The 20,190-nt window shown below is 62.3% G+C and carries 15 protein-coding genes; 7 read left to right on the forward strand and 8 right to left on the reverse strand.

Annotated features, from left to right (window positions below):
* The first annotated feature begins 203 nt into the window (after window positions 1-203).
* On the forward strand, window positions 204-926 hold the full coding sequence (locus H2170_08665; GenBank protein ID MCS6300155.1) for a hypothetical protein: 723 nt from the start codon (window positions 204-206) through the stop codon (window positions 924-926).
* On the opposite strand, the gene H2170_08670 is transcribed toward H2170_08665, so the two are convergent.
* The 4 genes from H2170_08670 to ltrA form a co-directional block, all read right to left on the reverse strand.
* The gene (locus H2170_08670) at window positions 884-1,651 is read right to left on the reverse strand and encodes an ATP-binding protein (GenBank protein MCS6300156.1); all 768 of its coding nucleotides are present in this window, start codon (window positions 1,649-1,651) and stop codon (window positions 884-886) included. The two genes, H2170_08665 and H2170_08670, sit on opposite strands and share 43 nt — an antisense overlap.
* A complete protein-coding gene (locus H2170_08675) occupies window positions 1,648-3,114 on the reverse strand; it encodes an IS21 family transposase (GenBank protein ID MCS6300157.1) in 1,467 nt (488 codons plus the stop codon). Before H2170_08675 ends, H2170_08670 begins: the two co-directional genes overlap by 4 nt.
* Window positions 3,115-3,400: 286 nt before the next feature.
* A complete protein-coding gene (locus H2170_08680; protein MCS6300158.1) occupies window positions 3,401-4,990 on the reverse strand; it encodes a transposase in 1,590 nt (529 codons plus the stop codon).
* 615 nt (window positions 4,991-5,605) lie between these two features.
* Complete coding sequence (gene ltrA, locus H2170_08685) at window positions 5,606-6,835, reverse strand: group II intron reverse transcriptase/maturase (protein MCS6300159.1); 1,230 nt, start codon at window positions 6,833-6,835, stop codon at window positions 5,606-5,608.
* Between the two features lie 506 nt (window positions 6,836-7,341).
* On the opposite strand from ltrA, the gene H2170_08690 reads away from it, so the two are divergent.
* From H2170_08690 to H2170_08700, 3 genes are read left to right on the forward strand one after another with little or no spacing between them, the layout of a single operon-like run.
* Entirely contained in the window at window positions 7,342-7,701 is a 360-nt protein-coding gene (locus tag H2170_08690) for a hypothetical protein (GenBank protein MCS6300160.1), read from the forward strand.
* Complete coding sequence (locus H2170_08695; GenBank protein ID MCS6300161.1) at window positions 7,698-9,164, forward strand: IS21 family transposase; 1,467 nt, start codon at window positions 7,698-7,700, stop codon at window positions 9,162-9,164. Before H2170_08690 ends, H2170_08695 begins: the two co-directional genes overlap by 4 nt.
* On the forward strand, window positions 9,161-9,928 hold the full coding sequence (locus H2170_08700) for an ATP-binding protein (protein ID MCS6300162.1): 768 nt from the start codon (window positions 9,161-9,163) through the stop codon (window positions 9,926-9,928). The genes H2170_08695 and H2170_08700 overlap by 4 nt, the downstream gene beginning before the upstream one ends.
* A gap of 96 nt (window positions 9,929-10,024) precedes the next feature.
* Here the strand turns inward: H2170_08700 and H2170_08705 are convergent, their stop codons facing one another.
* The 4 genes from H2170_08705 to H2170_08720 form a co-directional block, all read right to left on the reverse strand.
* A complete protein-coding gene (locus H2170_08705; GenBank protein ID MCS6300163.1) occupies window positions 10,025-10,216 on the reverse strand; it encodes a hypothetical protein in 192 nt (63 codons plus the stop codon).
* A gap of 759 nt (window positions 10,217-10,975) precedes the next feature.
* Window positions 10,976-11,743 (reverse strand): ATP-binding protein, encoded by a 768-nt coding sequence (locus tag H2170_08710; GenBank protein ID MCS6300164.1) that lies wholly within the window; start codon window positions 11,741-11,743, stop codon window positions 10,976-10,978.
* Entirely contained in the window at window positions 11,740-13,206 is a 1,467-nt protein-coding gene (locus tag H2170_08715; protein MCS6300165.1) for an IS21 family transposase, read from the reverse strand. The genes H2170_08710 and H2170_08715 overlap by 4 nt, the downstream gene beginning before the upstream one ends.
* Window positions 13,203-13,562 (reverse strand): hypothetical protein, encoded by a 360-nt coding sequence (locus H2170_08720; GenBank protein ID MCS6300166.1) that lies wholly within the window; start codon window positions 13,560-13,562, stop codon window positions 13,203-13,205. Before H2170_08720 ends, H2170_08715 begins: the two co-directional genes overlap by 4 nt.
* A 739-nt stretch (window positions 13,563-14,301) precedes the next feature.
* Between H2170_08720 and H2170_08725 the strand changes: the two genes are divergently transcribed.
* The 3 genes from H2170_08725 to H2170_08735 are packed head-to-tail and all read left to right on the forward strand — an operon-like array spanning window position 14,302 to window position 19,916.
* Window positions 14,302-14,661: a hypothetical protein gene (locus H2170_08725; protein MCS6300167.1), complete on the forward strand. Its 360-nt coding sequence runs from the start codon at window positions 14,302-14,304 to the stop codon at window positions 14,659-14,661.
* Window positions 14,658-18,536 carry an autotransporter-associated beta strand repeat-containing protein gene (locus H2170_08730; protein MCS6300168.1) on the forward strand — a complete coding sequence of 1,293 codons (3,879 nt, stop codon included), beginning with the start codon at window positions 14,658-14,660 and terminating at the stop codon, window positions 18,534-18,536. The genes H2170_08725 and H2170_08730 overlap by 4 nt, the downstream gene beginning before the upstream one ends.
* Entirely contained in the window at window positions 18,537-19,916 is a 1,380-nt protein-coding gene (locus H2170_08735; protein MCS6300169.1) for an autotransporter outer membrane beta-barrel domain-containing protein, read from the forward strand. It abuts the gene before it with no gap.
* Window positions 19,917-20,190: the final 274 nt, after the last annotated feature.

Here is a 20,190-nt window from a genome sequence, read left to right on the forward strand (position 1 = left end):
GATCATTACACATTAATCTGTAGCCGCATAAAGTAGCGCAGACTTCCAGTCTACTTAGGGTGAGAGCAGGCTAGAAGCCTGCGCCTGGAGTTTGGCCCCTGACTAGTCGAACGCAGATCAGCCGAATCCTTGAGATCACGCTCAACCTAAATCCGGCAGTAGGAACTAGCCAAAAATCACGCAGGTGATTGTTTGGCGGTCATATGCCGCCGTTTTTACCGCCGGAAAAAGCTCACCCTGATGGTGAGTCAGAAAACCCTGATCACAAGGCAACGCCAAGCGATACCGCCGAGGTGTTGATTGTGGATACTCCCGGAGGGCGTTTTCGTGCGCAGTTCGCCCCGGAGTTGCCGGTGAGCCCCTTGGGGGCACTGGTGTTTTTCACTCAGTACTTGTGTGCGACAGGAGGTTTCGAGGCACTGATTGCGGACACGCCGCTTTGTTACAGCAGCAACCGCGCACACCGCCCTCGCGACGTGATTGGAACCCTGATTTTGGGAATGCTCTCCGGGCACTATCGCTACGCTCACCTCGCGGCCCTGCGCGGCGACGACATTGCCCCGAGCCTGCTCGGACTAAAGTCGATTGTCAGCGAGGATTGTGTGCGCCGGGCACTGGCTCGCATCGGTGCCGAGCAGGGGCAGGACTGGTTGCGGCGTCACCTCGACCAAACCTGTCATGGGTTTTTGGATAACCAGTGGATCCTCGACATTGATGTCACCATCAAGCCCATCTATGGACGTCAGGAAGGTGCCAGCATTGGCTATAACCCGCAAAAGCCCTGTGAGCGGCGGCGCGAACACCGTCTATTTCTGGCGGTTACAAAATCACCTGTCGTAAAAGCCGATGACCGGCCCCGCCAGGGGCCGATCATCAGGCCCGGTCAGCTTGCAGGTTCGTCGGCCAGGCGGTCTTTCATGCGGTAGGATTTGCCCTCGATGACGACGGTCTGGGCCCGGTGCAGTAGGCGGTCCAGGATCGCCGCGGTGATGCCAGCGTCGTTGTTAAAGATCCCTGCCCAGTGTTTGTAGGCCTTGTTGGTGGTGACGATCAGCGAGCCGCGTTCGTAGCGTTGGCTGACGATCTGGAAGAGCAGGTCGGCCCCCGACTTGTCGAGCGGCAGGTAGCCGACCTCATCGAGCACGAGCACCGCAGGGGTCATGTAACGCTTCAACTCGGCTTGCAACCGGTGCAGGGACTGGGCGGTGACCAGGGCGTTGATCGCGTCCACCGCCGTCGTAAACAGCACCGTGTAACCCGCCTGGCAGGCCGCGTAGCCCAACGCGCTCGCGAGATGTGTCTTCCCAAGCCCCACACCACCGCAAAACACCGCGTTGGTGCGCTCCTTGACAAAGCCCAGTTCGAAGAGGTGCCGCACCTGCGCTTCGTTCAACTCCTTGGGCCAGTCCCACTGGAACTGGTCGACGGTTTTCTTGACCGGGAAGCGCGCTGCCTGGATGCGCCGCTCCAGCGCCCGGATCTGGCGGTCCTGGGTCTCGGCCTGCACCAGTCGGCGTAAAAATTCGGCGTGCGAACAGCGCGCCTTGGCCGCCTCGGCGGTCAGTTCGCCGTGGTGACGCAACAGGTAACCGAGTTTCAGATACTTAAGCTGGTCTTTTAATAAATCGGGTTTTTCGGGTTCTGTTTTCATAGAGTGTAGGGGCTTAAATCCGGGGGACACAGTTCGAGTTCCAACGCGGCCACCGCGTCGGCGCGGGTGAGGTGGATCGGCCCGGCTTGCGGCAAGGCCCGCGCGCGTTGTTCGAGCAAGTTGAGGATGTAATCGCTGGAGTAGGCGCCGAGTTCATGGGCGCTTTCGATCGCCCGGCCGACTGCCTCCGTTCCATACAGGGCCACCAAACCCACGATAGTCGCCAGGTGGTGTCCCGCGTTGAGCCGGCGCTCCTCCAGCCCCCGTTGGTAGGCGGGTGCCGCCGGGCTCAGTTCCAAAAACCGTAGCCGCAGGCGCTGCCGCGCTCCCTGCCGTTTGCGCTCTTCGAGTTCGCGCACGTGCTCGGGGTTTTCCACATCGGCGCGGCGGGCAAAACTGCGGGCGTGCTCGGCCACCAGGGTGCGGTCCGCATAAAACCTCACCTGCGCCCCCTCGATCTGCGCGGTGAGTAGCGCCCCGGCAAACTTCGTGGGCACCGAGTAGCGGTTCGTTTCGATACTCACCCGGCACCGCCGCGACGCCCGCACGCTTAAGGTGCGCACCGCCGGACTGGCCACCGGGTTAAGCGGCAGGAGCGCAGCGCGCTCCTCGGGCAGCCGGTCCACCGGCCGGCCCTGGGTTTCAGCGTGAACGCGCACGTTGGCCACCGTTTCCAGCCACAAGCTGGCGGCCGGCCCCAGCTCGGTAAACCCATTCATCTGCCTCCCGCCAAGGAAGCTTTTTTTCACGTAACCCACCGCGTTTTCCACCATGCCCTTGGACTGCGGATGCCCCGGCCCGCACGCTTTTATCGTAAACCCGTAGTGCCGGGCAAAGTCCAGGTACTGGGCGTTGTACACCGGGTCGGTCCCGGGCACATGCGAGAGGACGGCCGTCTTGCAGTTGTCCACCATCACCTCGCGCGGCACCCCGCCGAGTTTTTCAAAGGCGCGCCGGTGACAGCCCAGCCACCACTCCTGGCCCTGCCCGAGGGTAAATTCCACATGCAGGAACCGGCTGTACCCCAAAACCATGACGAAAAAACTTAAAGCCCGCCGGGTGCCGTCCACCTCCACCGCGCCAAAACTGCCCCAGTCCACCTGCGCGGTCTGGCCGGGGGCAAACTTGAGGGTAAGAAACGCCTCCAGGTTCCTCGGCCGCACCCGCCGCACGTAGTCTTTCAAAATTGAATACCCGCCCGTGTACCCCCGCTCGCGCACCTTTTGCCAGAGCTGCATGGCGGTGAACGGATGGGCCTCCAGCCACCGCGCGATCGCCGGCTTGTGCACGTCGAGCTTGCTTGGCCTAGGCACCTGCGCGGCCTGGCTGCGCACGTACTTTTCCTGCGCCTGCCAGCGCCTCACCGTCTGCACGTGCAACTGGAGCGAGCGGGCGATTTGCGGCGCACTGTGACCGGCCGCCTCCGCCTGTTTTATCCGGCAATACAGTTCGTAATTGATCACGCCCCCACCTCCCGGCTCGGCGACGGCGTTACCGCCAGCGTGTGCGATGGCCTGCCCCGGTCCAAGGAAAGCACCTGGTAAAGTGGCGCGGCGTAGGCGATCACCCCGGCCTCGATTAACTGCCGACGCGCCTCGACCAGGCCGTCCTCGCTGAGCGTGAGCAGCCGGGCCAGGGTGCGCGTGGCGTAGTAACCCTAAATCCGGCAATAGAAAGTGCGGCCGGCGGGCGTTGCCCGTCGGATAGATGAGGGTGGAGAGTGCTGCGGCAGGCTGAACGGAAGCGCGATCAGCTTGGGGCGGTGGCCAAAGGCGGTTCAGGGCCGAGTACAGGGAAGTTTTCCTGTAAAATCCTCGCTACGATTTGCCCCCAGCGCTGGGCGACACTCCATTGCTCCGCATTATGAAGGATACCATGTAACCATCTGGCCAGCTTTGTGATGAGTTCACTCAGGCGAGGTGCCTCGGCATGGCTCAAGCGCACGTCCAGGCGGCGTTGACCGGAGTGTTCGCTCTGCCGGGTCGCTCCGCAGAGCAGACGGGGACGTGTACTCACCGCCTCGTGGTGCTGACCGGGTTGAAGCAGGCGGTGATAGAGCGTCCACCAGTTGTAAACCAGTGCGGCCAAACGCGCGGCGTGCTGACAGGAGTTTAGCTCCTGGGAGGTAAACCCCGACCAGCTCCACTGGTTCTTGAGCTCGTCGAAGGGGTTTTCCGCGCCCCCACGTTCCCGATACAGGGTGGCAAGGGTAAGGATCTCGTAGGGCAGGCTCGTAACGAGGATCTGATGTTCGTAGATGATCGGCTCGCAGGCGGCCGCGTCGGGGATGTTCAGCAGCAAAGCGTGGTCGGCTTGCTCGCGCACGAGGCGGCGGCGGGCCCGGGGGTGGCGTTGGTCGTTGAGGCGACGGCGCAAGACCACCACACGTCGGGCCCGGTTCCAGCCTTGCAGGCGCAGGCAGCTTTCGCAGCCCTGCCAGCCTTGTCCGGCGTCGGTCCAAGCGGTGGTGGTGGTGCGTTCAAGCGCGGCCACCAGCTCGCGGGCCTTGGCGGTGCGGCGCAGTTTGAACAAATAGTTGAGTTTACGCGCTTCAGCTTCACTGAGCAGCGCCTCCTGGCCATAGGCGCAGTCACCGCGCAAAAGATGGGGCCGGCGCTCGGCTGGCAGTCGGTCGATGAGCGCCCACAGCCCCGCAAAACCATGTCCGGCGGCGGATTGATCGCCGGGGTGCACCTCCACGTCCAGACACAGGCGCAAGGTGGCGATCCAGTAGGTGTGGTAGGCGTGGCTGGGGCGTCCGGGCTTTTGCGGGTTATAGCCGATGCTGGCACCTTCCTGACGTCCATAGATGGGCTTGATGGTGACATCGATGTCGAGGATCCACTGGTTATCCAAAAACCCATGACAGGTTTGGTCGAGGTGACGCCGCAACCAGTCCTGCCCCTGCTCGGCACCGATGCGAGCCAGCGCCCGGCGCACACAATCCTCGCTGACAATCGACTTAAGTCCGAGCAGGCTCGGGGCAATGTCGTCGCCGCGCAGGGCCGCGAGGTGCGCGTAGCGATAGTGCCCGGAGAGCATCCCCAAAAGCAGGGTTCCAATCACGTCGCGAGGGCGGTGTGCGCGGTTGCTGCTGTAACAAAGCGGCGTGTCCGCAACCAGTGCCTCGAAGCCTCCTGTCGCACACAAGTACTGCGTGAAAAACACCAGTGCCCCCAAGGGGCTCACCGGCAACTCTGGGGCGAACTGCGCACGAAAACGTCCTCCGGGTGTATCCACAATCAACACCTCGGCGGCATCGCTTGGCGTTGCCTTGTGATCAGGGTTTTCTGACTCACCCTCGGGGTGAGCTTTTTCCGGCGGTAAAAACGGCGGCATATGACAGCCAAACAATCACCTGCGTGATTTTTGGCTAGTTTCTATTGCCGGATTTAGGCTCAAGACCACATGATTCGCGAACACACTCCTTGTGGCCTTGAGCGTGAGCTCAAGGTCTGGAGCTTGGCCGTTTAACTCGAGCCAAGAACCATACAGGTGCTGCGCATCATGTATGGCGATCTGAGCTGATACTCCGGAGAGTTTCGCAGACTTCGCAACAGCCACCCTCACGTCAACGAACTCATCGAAACCCATGCCGTTGCTACCTGCGGTACGATTCTACCTTAGCTGGGGGGGGGGGGCGGATCTCAACTCGTTTTGGGGCCAAACTCCAGGAGCAGGCTAGAAGCCTGCGCCTGGAGTTTGGCCCCTGACTAGTCGAACGCAGATCAGCCGAATCCTTGAGCTCACGCTCAAGGCCACATGATTCGCGAACACACTCCTTGTGGCCTTGAGCGTGAGCTCAAGGTCTGGAGTTTGGCCGTTTAGTAGAGTAGAGAGAGCCGCGCGTCGGTAACCCGTCAGCGCGACCCTCCCCCTCGTCAAACCGTGCAAGCGGTTTTCCCGCACACGGCTTACCGAGTCCCCATTCTTTCGGTTTGGTTTCAGCGGAGTTCATTGCTTCCAAGCCGCCGTAAGCGGCCAGTGCCATAGTTTGTATTGACCATGCAAACGGTCGTCGGTGAAGAACTCGAAGAGTCCGTGGGTGCGGCTATACTTTCGCCACAGCCACCGCCGCAACCGGTTGCGCACAAAAGCCTGCTGGTTACTAAACACGTGCGTGCTGTTGCCGTAATGAAACGCCGTCGCCCAACCGCGAGTGATTTGGTTGACCTTGCGGACCACCGCCACCGCCGGTTGGTTGCGCGTTCGCACATCTAGCTCCATCCGCACTTTGTCGCGTAACTTGGCCAGACTTTTCGCACTGGGTTCCACGTGCGGATACCTTCGTTTGCTCTTCATGCCTTGCCGCCATGCGACGGAAAAACCGAGGAACTCAAAGCCTTCCTTTCGTGTATCCACCAGTCGGGTTTTCTCTTCGTTGAGCTTTAACTTACGTGCCTCCAGCCACCGTTTCAGTCGCGTTTGCAGCCCCGCCCCTTGACCCGGTTTGCACAGGATCAGGAGGTCGTCGGCGTAACGCACCATCGTCGGCTTTTGTTCGCACTTCTCATTCACCGCATGATCGAGGTCGTTGAGGTAGAGGTTCGCCAGCAGAGGCGATATAACTCCGCCTTGTGGCGTGCCACACCGGTTCGCGCTCACCTTGCGGCACCCCGTGTCCCGGTCCTCTTCCACGATGGGTGCGCGCAGCCACGTTTTTATTAAACGCAACACACTCCCATCGCTCACCCGTTTGGCCACCAATTGCAGGAGTTCGCGGTGCGGGATCATATCGAAGTAGCTCGATAAATCCGCGTCCACCACCTCCACCTTTCCGCTCAGCAGGGCCTCTTTAACTTTGTCCATCGCCTGATGGGTCCGGCGTTTCGGCCGGTAGGCGTAGGAGTGGTCATGGAAGTCCGCCTCCCAGATGGGTTGCAACACGATCGCCGCCGCACTTTGCACCACACGGTCTTTTACCGTGGGGATGCCCAGCGCACGACGTTTGGTCCTGGCCTGATCCTTCCATATATAGACGCGCAGGACCGGACTGTGTGAGCGGCGAGCGGGAAAGCGTCTATTTCTGGCGGTTAGGAATGCACTTCTTCTTCGGTGGATCTTCTTCCCCTTAAAAAGAGTAATACTCTTCTTCCGTGGGTGGGTTTTCTTCCCTGTCCGGCTGGGGATATGAGGGGTGCGAATGGGTGGAGATTGAACCGGCGGGACGCTTGGCGGATGCACAGCGATGCATCCAACCGGTTCACGCAAGTGTTTGCACTGTGTCGATTTCTTTCTGCCCGACGCGCATAACCGCGAGCGTCAGCGCTACTGCGGGAAGCCGGGATGCCGACGGGCGAGCCGGGCGGCCAGTCAGGCCAAATGGTTGGCGAAGCCGGAGAACCTCGACCACTGGAAAGGCCCAGAAAATGTCCAACGGGTGCAGGAGTGGCGGAAGGCCAATCCGGGGTACTCAAGGCGGAGGGGGCCGCGACGGCGGGTGGCGTTACAAGACATCCCAACTACGCAATCCGTTGTGCACCAGCCTAAAGCCGAGCCGGTCGCCGAGGTGGCGTTACCGAATCCCTGCGTGCCGTTACAAGACAGATGGGAGTCGCAAAACCCTGTGCTCGTGGGGCTTATCGCGCAGTTCGCCGGAGTGACGTTACAAGAGGACCTCGAACCCATGCTGCGACACCTGCAATCCCGGGGGCGGGTGATCCTGGGCATCGACGTCCAGCCGCCCGATTATGCAAAAACAACCGATCGATCGCGAACAACTCCGGCGCACGCCGGCCCAGTTTAGCTGGCTGGACCACCGGCTGGTGCGGGGCAATTACCTGGGGCGGGCCAGTGCCCCCGCCTGGGGCCTCTATCTGGTCCTGGTCACCGTGGGCGACGCCGACGGGCTGAGTTACTACGCCACGCGCACCCTGGCCCGGCTGCTCACGCTCAGCGAGGACGGCCTGGTCGAGGCGCGCCGGCAGTTAATCGAGGCCGGGGTGATCGCCTACGCCGCGCCACTTTACCAGGTGCTCTCCTTGGACCGGGGCAGGCCAACGCACACGCTGGCGGCAACGCCGCCGCCGAGCCGGGAGGTGGGCGCGTGATCGATTACGAACTGTATTGCCGGATAAAACAGGCGGAGGCGGCCGGTCACAGTGCGCCGCAAATCGCCCGCTCGCTCCAGTTGCACGTGCAGACGGTGAGGCGCTGGCAGGCGCAGGAAAAGTACGTGCGCAGCCAGGCCGCGCAGGTGCCTAGGCCAAGCAAGCTCGACGTGCACAAGCCGGCGATCGCGCGCTGGCTGGAGGCCCATCCGTTCACCGCCATGCAGCTCTGGCAAAAGGTGCGCGAGCGGGGGTACACGGGCGGGTATTCAATTTTGAAAGACTACGTGCGGCGGGTGCGGCCGAGGAACCTGGAGGCGTTTCTTACCCTCAAGTTTGCCCCCGGCCAGACCGCGCAGGTGGACTGGGGCAGTTTTGGCGCGGTGGAGGTGGACGGCACCCGGCGGGCTTTAAGTTTTTTCGTCATGGTTTTGGGGTACAGCCGGTTCCTGCATGTGGAATTTACCCTCGGGCAGGGCCAGGAGTGGTGGCTGGGCTGTCACCGGCGCGCCTTTGAAAAACTCGGCGGGGTGCCGCGCGAGGTGATGGTGGACAACTGCAAGACGGCCGTCCTCTCGCATGTGCCCGGGACCGACCCGGTGTACAACGCCCAGTACCTGGACTTTGCCCGGCACTACGGGTTTACGATAAAAGCGTGCGGGCCGGGGCATCCGCAGTCCAAGGGCATGGTGGAAAACGCGGTGGGTTACGTGAAAAAAAGCTTCCTTGGCGGGCGGCAGATGAACGGGTTTACCGAGCTGGGGCCGGCCGCCAGCTTGTGGCTGGAAACGGTGGCCAACGTGCGCGTTCACGCTGAAACCCAGGGCCGGCCGGTGGACCGGCTGCCCGAGGAGCGCGCTGCGCTCCTGCCGCTTAACCCGGTGGCCAGTCCGGCGGTGCGCACCTTAAGCGTGCGGGCGTCGCGGCGGTGCCGGGTGAGTATCGAAACGAACCGCTACTCGGTGCCCACGAAGTTTGCCGGGGCGCTACTCACCGCGCAGATCGAGGGGGCGCAGGTGAGGTTTTATGCGGACCGCACCCTGGTGGCCGAGCATGCCCGCAGTTTTGCCCGCCGCGCCGATGTGGAAAACCCCGAGCATGTGCGCGAACTCGAGGAGCGCAAACGGCAGGGGGCGCGGCAGCGCCTGCGGCTACGGTTTTTGGAACTGAGCCCGGCGGCACCCGCCTACCAACGGGGGCTGGAGGAGCGCCGGCTCAACGCGGGACACCACCTGGCGACTATCGTGGGTTTGGTGGCCCTGTATGGAACGGAGGCAGTCGGCCGGGCGATCGAAAGCGCCCATGAACTCGGCGCCTACTCCAGCGATTACATCCTCAACTTGCTCGAACAACGCGCGCGGGCCTTGCCGCAAGCCGGGCCGATCCACCTCACCCGCGCCGACGCGTTGGCCGCACTGGAACTCGAACTGCGTCCCCCGGATTTAAGCCCCTATACCCAATGAAAACAGAACCCGAAAAAACCGATTTATTAAAAGATCAACTCAAGTACCTGAAACTCGGTTACCTGCTGCGCCACCACGGCGAACTCACGGCCGAGGCGGCCAAGGCGCGCTGTTCGCACGCCGAATTTTTACGCCGACTGGTGCAGGCCGAGACCCAGGACCGCCAGATCCGGGCGCTGGAGCGGCGCATCCAGGCAGCGCGCTTCCCGGTCAAGAAAACCGTCGACCAGTTCCAGTGGGACTGGCCCAAGGAGTTGAACGAAGCGCAGGTGCGGCACCTCTTCGAACTGGGCTTTGTCAAGGAGCGCACCAACGCGGTGTTTTGCGGTGGTGTGGGGCTTGGGAAGACACATCTCGCGAGCGCGTTGGGCTACGCGGCGTGCCAGGCGGGCTACACGGTGCTGTTTACGACGGCGGTGGACGCGATCAACGCTTTGGTCACCGCCCAGTCCCTGCACCGGTTGCAAGCCGAGTTGAAGCGTTACATGACCCCTGCGGTGCTCGTGCTCGATGAGGTCGGCTACCTGCCGCTCGACAAGTCGGGGGCCGACCTGCTCTTCCAGATCGTCAGCCAACGCTACGAACGCGGCTCGCTGATCGTCACCACCAACAAGGCCTACAAACACTGGGCAGGGATCTTTAACAACGACGCTGGCATCACCGCGGCGATCCTGGACCGCCTACTGCACCGGGCCCAGACCGTCGTCATCGAGGGCAAATCCTACCGCATGAAAGACCGCCTGGCCGACGAACCTGCAAGCTGACCGGGCCTGATGATCGGCCCCTGGCGGGGCCGGTCATCGGCTTTTACGACAGGTGATTTTGTAACCGCCAGAAATAGACGGTGTTCGCGCCGCCGCTCACACCGGACTGGGTCGGTAGGTTTTCGTTCGCATTTCCTCCGCCAGCGCAAGCAGCCATGCCGCCCGATAGGCTTCGTTCTTTGCGAGCGTTTCCACCTCGAACCCGTCCACTCCCGGCACGCCGTCATTGGCGATCACCTGATCGAGCGCATCCGACAGAATGTCCTGCCGATACAGCTCTCCATACAAACTATAGAACCGCCAATGCGGCTCCGCTTTTGCTTTCCGATATAGCACACGTTGCAGCTTCCGAACCTTCGGTGACGTTTTTATCCAGAGTTCATCACCCCAGCCATCGTCGGGTCCTTTGCCGCTCTGTGATGCGTGGGAACAAGTGCCCTCCCTTCGCTCCCCGGCGGTTTTAATGTCCGCTAGATCATCACTACTATGGAGGTCTCCGACTCCTGCCACGGCCCGTCCGGCCTTACGAGGTTTTGCCGCGCTTGTGCCGGTGGTTGAGGCATCGCAAGACGCCCCACCGCCGCAGGTCTCACCACTTAACCTAACGACCTTTCCCACCCCGCCGCCCCCGCTGACTCCGCCGACGTGTTGATCGGAAATCAACGATTTAGGTCCTACGTCTTTGCGAGACTGCCTTTTCCGATCCTTGCAGGCTTCACCGTTCAGGTAGCGGCTGGACTCGTCGGTTGTTTCGGTAACGGAGCTCATTGGATGGGGTTCACCTTCGTTGCGGCTGACTGGTTCGGGCACACGGTCGTGCTTTCCGGCGAGGCCTCGCGGCCTGCATCCGTGACCGGGCCCTTCGACCGCGAATCGTTAAATTCGGCCGAACAGACTTTCACTGTTATGGTTGTTAGTTTCATGGTCGCACACCCAAATACCGAAGTGTGAGCGGCGGCGCGAACACCGTCTATTTCTGGCGGTTACAAAATCACCTGTCGTAAAAGCCGATGACCGGCCCCGCCAGGGGCCGATCATCAGGCCCGGTCAGCTTGCAGGTTCGTCGGCCAGGCGGTCTTTCATGCGGTAGGATTTGCCCTCGATGACGACGGTCTGAGCGCGGTGCAGCAGGCGGTCCAGGATCGCCGCGGTGATGCCAGCGTCGTTGTTAAAGATCCCTGCCCAGTGTTTGTAGGCCTTGTTGGTGGTGACGATCAGCGAGCCGCGTTCGTAGCGTTGGCTGACGATCTGGAAGAGCAGGTCGGCCCCCGACTTGTCGAGCGGCAGGTAGCCGACCTCATCGAGCACGAGCACCGCAGGGGTCATGTAACGCTTCAACTCGGCTTGCAACCGGTGCAGGGACTGGGCGGTGACCAAAGCGTTGATCGCGTCCACCGCCGTCGTAAACAGCACCGTGTAACCCGCCTGGCAGGCCGCGTAGCCCAACGCGCTCGCGAGATGTGTCTTCCCAAGCCCCACACCACCGCAAAACACCGCGTTGGTGCGCTCCTTGACAAAGCCCAGTTCGAAGAGGTGCCGCACCTGCGCTTCGTTCAACTCCTTGGGCCAGTCCCACTGGAACTGGTCGACGGTTTTCTTGACCGGGAAGCGCGCCGCCTGGATACGCCGCTCCAGCGCCCGGATCTGGCGGTCCTGGGTCTCGGCCTGCACCAGTCGGCGTAAAAATTCGGCGTGCGAACAGCGCGCCTTGGCCGCCTCGGCGGTCAGTTCGCCGTGGTGACGCAACAGGTAACCGAGTTTCAGATACTTGAGCTGGTCTTTTAATAAATCGGGTTTTTCGGGTTCTGTTTTCATTGGGTATAGGGGCTTAAATCCGGGGGACGCAGTTCGAGTTCCAGTGCGGCCAACGCGTCGGCGCGGGTGAGGTGGATCGGCCCGGCTTGCGGCAAGGCCCGCGCGCGTTGTTCGAGCAAGTTGAGGATGTAATCGCTGGAGTAGGCGCCGAGTTCATGGGCGCTTTCGATCGCCCGGCCGACTGCCTCCGTTCCATACAGGGCCACCAAACCCACGATAGTCGCCAGGTGGTGTCCCGCGTTGAGCCGGCGCTCCTCCAGCCCCCGTTGGTAGGCGGGTGCCGCCGGGCTCAGTTCCAAAAACCGTAGCCGCAGGCGCTGCCGCGCCCCCTGCCGTTTGCGCTCCTCGAGTTCGCGCACATGCTCGGGGTTTTCCACATCGGCGCGGCGGGCAAAACTGCGGGCATGCTCGGCCACCAGGGTGCGGTCCGCATAAAACCTCACCTGCGCCCCCTCGATCTGCGCGGTGAGTAGCGCCCCGGCAAACTTCGTGGGCACCGAGTAGCGGTTCGTTTCGATACTCACCCGGCACCGCCGCGACGCCCGCACGCTTAAGGTGCGCACCGCCGGACTGGCCACCGGGTTAAGCGGCAGGAGCGCAGCGCGCTCCTCGGGCAGCCGGTCCACCGGCCGGCCCTGGGTTTCAGCGTGCACGCGCACGTTGGCCACCGTTTCCAGCCACAAGCTGGCGGCCGGCCCCAGCTCGGTAAACCCATTCATCTGCCTCCCGCCAAGGAAGCTTTTTTTCACGTAACCCACCGCGTTTTCCACCATGCCCTTGGACTGCGGATGCCCCGGCCCGCACGCTTTTATCGTAAACCCGTAGTGCCGGGCAAAGTCCAGGTACTGGGCGTTGTACACCGGGTCGGTCCCGGGCACATGCGAGAGGACGGCCGTCTTGCAGTTATCGACCATCACCTCGCGCGGCACCCCGCCGAGTTTTTCAAAGGCGCGCCGGTGACAGCCCAGCCACCACTCCTGGCCCTGCCCGAGGGTAAATTCCACATGCAGGAACCGGCTGTAGCCCAAAACCATGACGAAAAAACTTAAAGCCCGCCGGGTGCCGTCCACCTCCACCGAGCCAAAGCTGCCCCAGTCCACCTGCGCGGTCTGGCCGGGGGCAAACTTGAGGGTAAGAAACGCCTCCAGGTTCCTCGGCCGCACCCGCCGCACGTAGTCTTTCAAAATTGAATACCCGCCCGTGTACCCCCGCTCGCGCACCTTTTGCCAGAGCTGCATGGCGGTGAACGGATGGGCCTCCAGCCACCGCGCGATCGCCGGCTTGTGCACGTCGAGCTTGCTTGGCCTAGGCACCTGCGCGGCCTGGCTGCGCGCGTACTTTTCCTGCGCCTGCCAGCGCCTCACCGTCTGCACGTGCAACTGGAGCGAGCGGGTGATTTGCGGCGCACTGTGACCGGCAGCCTCCGCCTGTTTTATCCGGCAATACAGTTCGTAATTGATCACGCCCCCACCTCCCGGCTCGGCGACGGCGTTACCGCCAGCGTGTGCGATGGCCTGCCCCGGTCCAAGGAAAGCACCTGGTAAAGTGGCGCGGCGTAGGCGATCACCCCGGCCTCGATTAACTGCCGACGCGCCTCGACCAGGCCGTCCTCGCTGAGCGTGAGCAGCCGGGCCAGGGTGCGCGTGGCGTAGTAACTCAGCCCGTCGGCGTCACCCACGGTTACCAGGACCAGATAAAGTCCCCAGGCGGGGGCACTGGCCCGCCCCAGGTAATTGCCCCGCACCAGCCGGTGGTCCAGCCAGCTAAACTGGGCCGGCGTGCGCCGGAGTTGTTCGCGATCGATCGGTTGTTTTTGCATAATCGGGCGGCTGGACGTCGATGCCCAGGATCACCCGCCCCCGGGATTGCAGGTGTCGCAGCATGGGTTCGAGGTCCTCTTGTAACGTCACTCCGGCGAACTGCGCGATAAGCCCCACGAGCACAGGGTTTTGCGACTCCCAGCTGTCTTGTAACGCCGCGCAGGGATTCGGTAACGCCACCTCGGCGACCGGCTCGGCTTTAGGCTGGTGCACAACGGATTGCGTAGTTGGGATGTCTTGTAACGCCACCCGCCGTCGCGGCCCCCTCCGCCTTGAGTACCCCGGATTGGCCTTCCGCCACTCCTGCACCCGTTGGACATTTTCTGGGCCTTTCCAGTGGTCGAGGTTCTCCGGCTTCGCCAACCATTTGGCCTGACTGGCCGCCCGGCTCGCCCGTCGGCATCCCGGCTTCCCGCAGTAGCGCTGACGCTCGCGGTTATGCGCGTCGGGCAGAAAGAAATCGACACAGTGCAAACACTTGCGTGAACCGGTTGGATGCATCGCTGTGCATCCGCCAAGCGTCCCGCCGGTTCAATCTCCACCCATTCGCACCCCTCATATCCCCAGCCGGACAGGGAAGAAAACCCACCCACGGAAGAAGAGTATTACTCTTTTTAAGGGGAAGAAGATCCACCGAAGAAGAAGTGCATTCCTAACCGCCAGAAATAGACGCTTTCCCGCTCGCCGCTCACATATTATACACTTTCGAACTCTTCCATAGTTTGCCTCTGATTCCCCATGCCTTTACTTTCCCCTGCCTTTACCGTCCTGGATGATCCCGCCAGCAGCTTCGCTGCTGAATCCATTTTCGCCACCGCGCTGAGCGATGAGGGACTGATCTCAGCTTACAGTTTGCTTGGCGATTTGCTGGGGCACCTCGGCGACCAACCGGAGTTGGAGGGGCCGGTCAAGGGCCTGCAAGTCTGCCTAGACACGTTGCTCAATGAAGCACGCCCGTTCGACGATGCCTCGGTCAAGCACCTCACTGCGCTGGCCGCTTGGTTGCCCGGCGCGTTGGTGGCGGTGCGCGATGGCAATAAGCCCGCGCCGCTGGCCGTGAAGTGTCGAATAACCCAGACGCACTCACTAACCGCATGATCACCTTTAACTTCCGAACCGCTAAGCTTATCTCCGCAATCGCCGCCATCCCGCTCCTGGCCGGCACATCCACGCAAGCCGCCAACGGCACATGGACGCAGTTGACCAGCGGCGGCCTTTGGAGCAATACGGTAAACTGGTCCGGCGGCACCGTGGCCGACGGCAGCGGATTCACTGCCGACTTCAGCACGCTGAACATCACCAGCGCCAACATCGTCCACCTGGACGGAGCGCGCACGCTGTCCGCGCTCACGTTCGCCGATACGACCACTCCCTTCGTCGGTTGGACCCTGGATAACAACGGCAGCGCAGCAAATATTCTCACCCTGGCAGGCACCACGCCCTCGATCACGGTGGGAACGAGTTCCACAGCAGAGATCAGCGCCGAAATTGCCGGCTCCACTAACTGGAGTAAAGCGGGCACCGGCACGCTGACCCTCTCCGGCAGCAACACCTTCAGCGGCAATCTCACGTTTTCGACCGGGAGGTTGGTGGTCAGCAACAACAATGCTTTGGGCACGACAGGCGGCACCAACAGCGTCACCAACGGCGCCGCGCTGGTGCTGGGCAACGGAGTCACCGTCACCGGGGAAACGGTGACGATCAACGGTTCTGGCACGGATTTCAACGGGGCGTTGACCGTGGACGCGAATACCTCGGCGACTTGGAACGGCACGGTGATCATGAGCAGCGTGGGAGCAAGCCCCCGCGTCGGCGCGGGTGATAACGGGACGCTGACCCTCAGTGGAGTGATCCAGGGAAGCGGCCAGTCTCTGCAGGTCCGCGGTAATAACGCCGCCGCCACGGTGATCGTTTCCGCAGCAAGCGGAAATAACAGCTTCAGCGGAAACACGCAGGTCGTGCAGGGCACCCTGAAGCTCGGCGCGGCAAACACTCTGCCAACGGGGACGACGCTCGACGTGGATTCTTCAAATGCATCTGTTGACGCTATCTTCGACCTGAACGGCTTTAACCAGACCGTGGCCGGCCTGCAGCGGACCGGCGCAGGCTCTGGGACCGGCGGCAGTTTCGTGACCAACAGCGGCAGCGCGGCCACCCTTACGATCAACCAAACCGCCAGCACGACCTACAGCGGGAACATCACCGGCAGCCTGGCCCTGACGAAGTCCGGCACGGGCACGCTCACTCTCACCGGCACCAACAGCAACAGCGGAGCGACGATCATCAGCGGGGGCACTTTGGCGATCGGCACGGGCGGCCAGTTATCCACCAGCAGCGCGATCACCAACAACGCCAACCTGACCGCCAACAGCACCGGCAGCCTGACCCAGGGCACCCACTTCAGTGGAGCGGCGATCACGGGCAACGGCTCTTTCACCCAGCTCGGCTCGGGCACGACGACCCTCAATACGGCCAACACCTTCTCGGGCGTCACCCTCATCAGCGCCGGAAAGATCGCCCTCGGTCATACGCTGGCCCTTCAAAACAGCGCCTACGACACCACCGGCTCCATCGGTGCGATCGGGCTCGACGTCACCGGATTCACCGCCCCCACGCTCGGCGGCTTGCGGGGTAGCGTGGCCCTGGCGACGGCGATCACGGGATACTCGGCGGTGACCAACCTGATCCTCAATCCCCAAACCGGCGCGTCGAACAGCTACTCCGGCGTCATCGCCAATGGCGCGGCCGGCCTGACGGTCACGAAAACGGGCGCGGGCACGCAGGTCCTCTCCGGAAACAACACCTTCACCGGTCAATTGACCGTGGCGGAAGGCGCGATCTCGGTGAGCACGGTCAACAACTCGGGAGCGGATGGCGTGCTGGGCAACAGCACCTCCTCGGTGATCCTCGGCAGCACCGGCAAGAGCGGCGCGCTGAGCTTTAATACCAACGTCGTTACAGCCACCAAGAAGTTCACCATGGCTGCCGGTGGCACTGGCATTTTTGACGTCACAAGCGGCCAGTTGGCCGTGGGACTGATCGACGGTTCCGGCGCCTTAAGCAAAACCGGAGCGGGAAATTTGGTGTTAGGCAACGCCAACACCTTCAGCGGCGGGGCCACACTGGGTGGCAGTGGTTTTGTGGCCGTCAACGTAGATTCCGCCGGCCCTGCTGGTGCTCCGACCAGCGGCGCCCTAGGCACGGGCACAGTCAATCTCGCCGGCGCGCAGATTCGGGCGGGAACCACAGCTTCGCGGACAATCGGCAACAACGTCACGATCTCCGCCGACACGCCCTTTGCCACCATCGCCAGCGAGAAATCGCTGACTTTCACCGGCACCATCCTTTTGAGCGGTGGCAACCACACCCTGAACGTTCTAACCGGCTCTACCGTGGGAACGGAAAAGCTGACCTTCTCCGGAGCGATCGGTGACGGCGGCAACGCCCTGGGCATCACCAAGACAGGGGCCGGCAACCTAGTTCTCTCCGGTAACAACACCTACACCGGCGCGACCACGGTCAGCGCGGGTTCCTTGGCAATCGGTAGCGCCGGCAGCCTTGCCAGCGGCAACGCGCTCACAGTGGGTGCAAGCGGCTTAGCCACCTTCGCCAACGCGGGCCAAACCCTCGGCGCAGTCAGCAACGCCAACACGACGACCAACGCACTTAACTTCAGTGCTTCGACCGGCACGGTGACGCTCGCCAGCCTGAGCGGCGCAGGTAACACGACCTTCGGCAGCAACGGCATCGTTACCGGCGACATCTCGGCTGGCACGGTGACCTCGGTCGGCAACCTCACCGCCAACATCTCCGGTGGTACAACCACGGTGGGTGGCGTGGCGACGATCGGCACGCTCTCCGGCGGCACCGCCAACTTGAACGGCGCCACCAGTGCCATCACGACGCTCAACGGCGGTACGGTTAACTTGGGTTCCGGCACCGCGCTCACCGTGAGTGGCGGCACCAGTGCCGGAGTGATCACTGGCACCGGCAGCAGCCTCACCAAAACCAGTTCCGGCACCCTCACGCTCACCGGGACCAACACGTACACTGGCACGACCACGGTTTCAGCCGGTACGCTTGCGCTTAACAACCCGGGCACTACGGCGCTCGTCAACACCTCGGCGGTGGTGATCGCCAGCGGTGCCTCGGTTTCACTCGGCGCGGCCAATCAAATCAACGCCGCCGCCAGCCTCACGCTCAATGGAGGCACCATGGACCTAGGCGTCTTTAGCCAAACCCTCGGCACACTCGATCTCAATGCCTCCTCCGCGCTCAGCCTGAGTGGCTCGGCGGCCCTGGTGTTTGCCAACAGTTCGGCGCTCGATTGGAACTCCGCAACGCTTTCGGTAAGCCATTTCGAGGTCGGCACCAACTCCCTGCGCTTTGGCACCACCAGTGGCGGCCTGACTGCCACCCAGTTGGGCCTTTTTCGGTTTGTCGAATTCGGCAACGTCGCGGCGCGCATCGATGACGACGGCTTTATCGTCCCGTTGTCCACGAACTACCTCAACTCCGGCGGCACCGACCTGGTCATCGCCACGCCGATCACCGGCACCACCACGGTTAATCAATCAGGCACGGGATCGATCACCCTGACCGGCTTAAACACCTCTAGCGGGACGGCCACGGTCACTGCTGGCACCTTGGTGATCGGCACCGCTGCCGGTGGCCACTGGGCGGGTAACGTCACCGTCAGCGGCACCGGCACCCTTAAAGGCCGCGGCGACATTGGCGGGGCTGTGATCGTCGACGCCGACGGCACTTACAGCCCGGGCAACTCCCCCGCGATCCAGCACGTCGGCTCGCTTACGGTAAATACCGGCGGCTCCGTCACGATCGAACTCGATGGCGCCACCGCCGGCACCGGAGCCGGGTTTCACGATCAGGTCATCTCAGCGGGCGCGGTCACTCTCACCGGCGGCACTTTAATCGGACAGACGATTTTCACCGGTTCGAGTGTGCCGGCCTAAGTGCCGACCCTCGGCGCCGTCCACGCCGTGATCACCGGCAGCACGGTGACAGGCAAATTCGACGACTACACGTTCGCCCCCGGCGACAATGCCGCCGGCATCACCTGGCTGCCCGAATACACCGCCACCGCCGTTAACCTCTACGCCGTCCCGTCCAACTACGCGACCGCAGTGCCCGGCCTCAACGCCAACCAAACCCAAGTCGGCGCGGCGCTCCAATCCCTGCGTAACTCCGGCCTCAAGTTTGAGCTCGACCAGCGCACCACCATGGACGACCGCGCCACCCTGTTTAACGGCCTGAAAACCCAAACCGCCGCCGGCCTGCGCACGGCCTACGACCAGCTCACCCCGGAAAAACTCACCGCCTTGGCTGCTACCACCTTCCAGTCCGCCTCGATCCTCAATTCCAGCCTGCAACAGCGCAGTGCGGAATTGCGCCGCTACGGGTCGGCGTCGATCAGCCTTAACGGCGTGGCCACCCCCGCCGCCGCGGAAGATTACAGCGTGCAAACGGTCATTGAAGACGGGGTGAGTTATCAAATCGCCAAGGCTAAGCCGAAAAAACGCTTCGGTTATTTTGCCTCGGCTACCGGTGCCTTTGCCGCAGTCGATGGTTCCTCAGACCGCCTCGGCTCTTTTTCGCAGACGGGGGCGGCCACCGCCGGAGTCGATTACGCGCTCAACCCCAACCAGTCGGTCGGGCTGGTGGTCAGCCAGGCGCTGGCCGACACGGATTTCTCCTCCAATAGCGGCACTGCCCGCACCACGACGAGCCGGGTTGGGGTGTTTCACGATTACCATAACGCGGGCTTCTTTGTGAATACCTCGGTGTCGGCCGGGCTTTCGGCCTATGACAGTAAGCGTAAAATCGCCTTTTTAAATCAAACCGCCAGCGGTGAAACGCAGGGCTTCAGTTACGGCGGCCAGTTGGCCACCGGCTATGATTTTAAGGTGGGCGGTTTTATTGTGGGACCGACTGCCTCGGTGGCCTATGACCATGCGCACATCAACGGCTTCGAGGAAACCGGCTCCGCCGCCGATTTGCGCGTTAGGCGTCAGAATGCGGATTCATTCATCACGAAGTTCGGGGTTCATGTGAGCCGACCCTTTGTTGCCAATAAAATCGGGTGGATTCCCGATTTGAGTCTGAGCGCAAGTCGCCAGTCGTTTAACCCCAATCGTATCACCGCGCGCCTGGCCGCCGGTGGAGAAGCGTTCAGGGTTAACCCGCAGGCTGGAGGCAGTGAGTATATTAACCCCGGCGCGAGTTTGTCGGCGCTGTTGCCCAACGGTTGGACGGTGCGCTTGAGCTACGACGCGATCCTCAATCCGCAATACTCCGAACACCGGGTGAACTTGAGCCTTAACGCAGGGTTTTAGGCCAGCGCATGCGGTGTGGCGCTGAAAGCGAACGGGCCGGCGCCGGCATCAAGGGTGATCTTCGTGCCTGAATCTGCGTTTATGGACCCTTATATTCTGCTTAAAAAGACCAATGCGGTTGTTTTAAGTGAATTTAAAGTGCGGGATTTTGAAGGTGAAATTGTCTGTTTTCGTCTTCCTTGATATGCAGGCGGTTGCTAGCCGCATCCTCGTTAAACGATACGCGAAGCTAGAGCCTCCTCGAAAAGCCTTTCGCAACGGGCGTATTCCCGCC

The organism is Opitutus sp., assembly GCA_024998815.1.
Classification (GTDB): Bacteria; Verrucomicrobiota; Verrucomicrobiia; order Opitutales; family Opitutaceae; genus Rariglobus.

Coding starts and splice junctions, on each gene's coding strand:
- H2170_08710 (MCS6300164.1), bottom strand. CDS start 11,743: ATGAAAACAGAACCCGAAAAACCCGATTTATTAAAAGACCAGCTCAAG.
- H2170_08725 (MCS6300167.1), top strand. CDS start 14,302: ATGCCTTTACTTTCCCCTGCCTTTACCGTCCTGGATGATCCCGCCAGC.
- H2170_08665 (MCS6300155.1), top strand. CDS start 204: ATGCCGCCGTTTTTACCGCCGGAAAAAGCTCACCCTGATGGTGAGTCA.
- H2170_08700 (MCS6300162.1), top strand. CDS start 9,161: ATGAAAACAGAACCCGAAAAAACCGATTTATTAAAAGATCAACTCAAG.
- H2170_08670 (MCS6300156.1), bottom strand. CDS start 1,651: ATGAAAACAGAACCCGAAAAACCCGATTTATTAAAAGACCAGCTTAAG.
- H2170_08720 (MCS6300166.1), bottom strand. CDS start 13,562: ATGCAAAAACAACCGATCGATCGCGAACAACTCCGGCGCACGCCGGCC.
- H2170_08730 (MCS6300168.1), top strand. CDS start 14,658: ATGATCACCTTTAACTTCCGAACCGCTAAGCTTATCTCCGCAATCGCC.
- H2170_08680 (MCS6300158.1), bottom strand. CDS start 4,990: ATGCCGCCGTTTTTACCGCCGGAAAAAGCTCACCCCGAGGGTGAGTCA.
- H2170_08690 (MCS6300160.1), top strand. CDS start 7,342: ATGCAAAAACAACCGATCGATCGCGAACAACTCCGGCGCACGCCGGCC.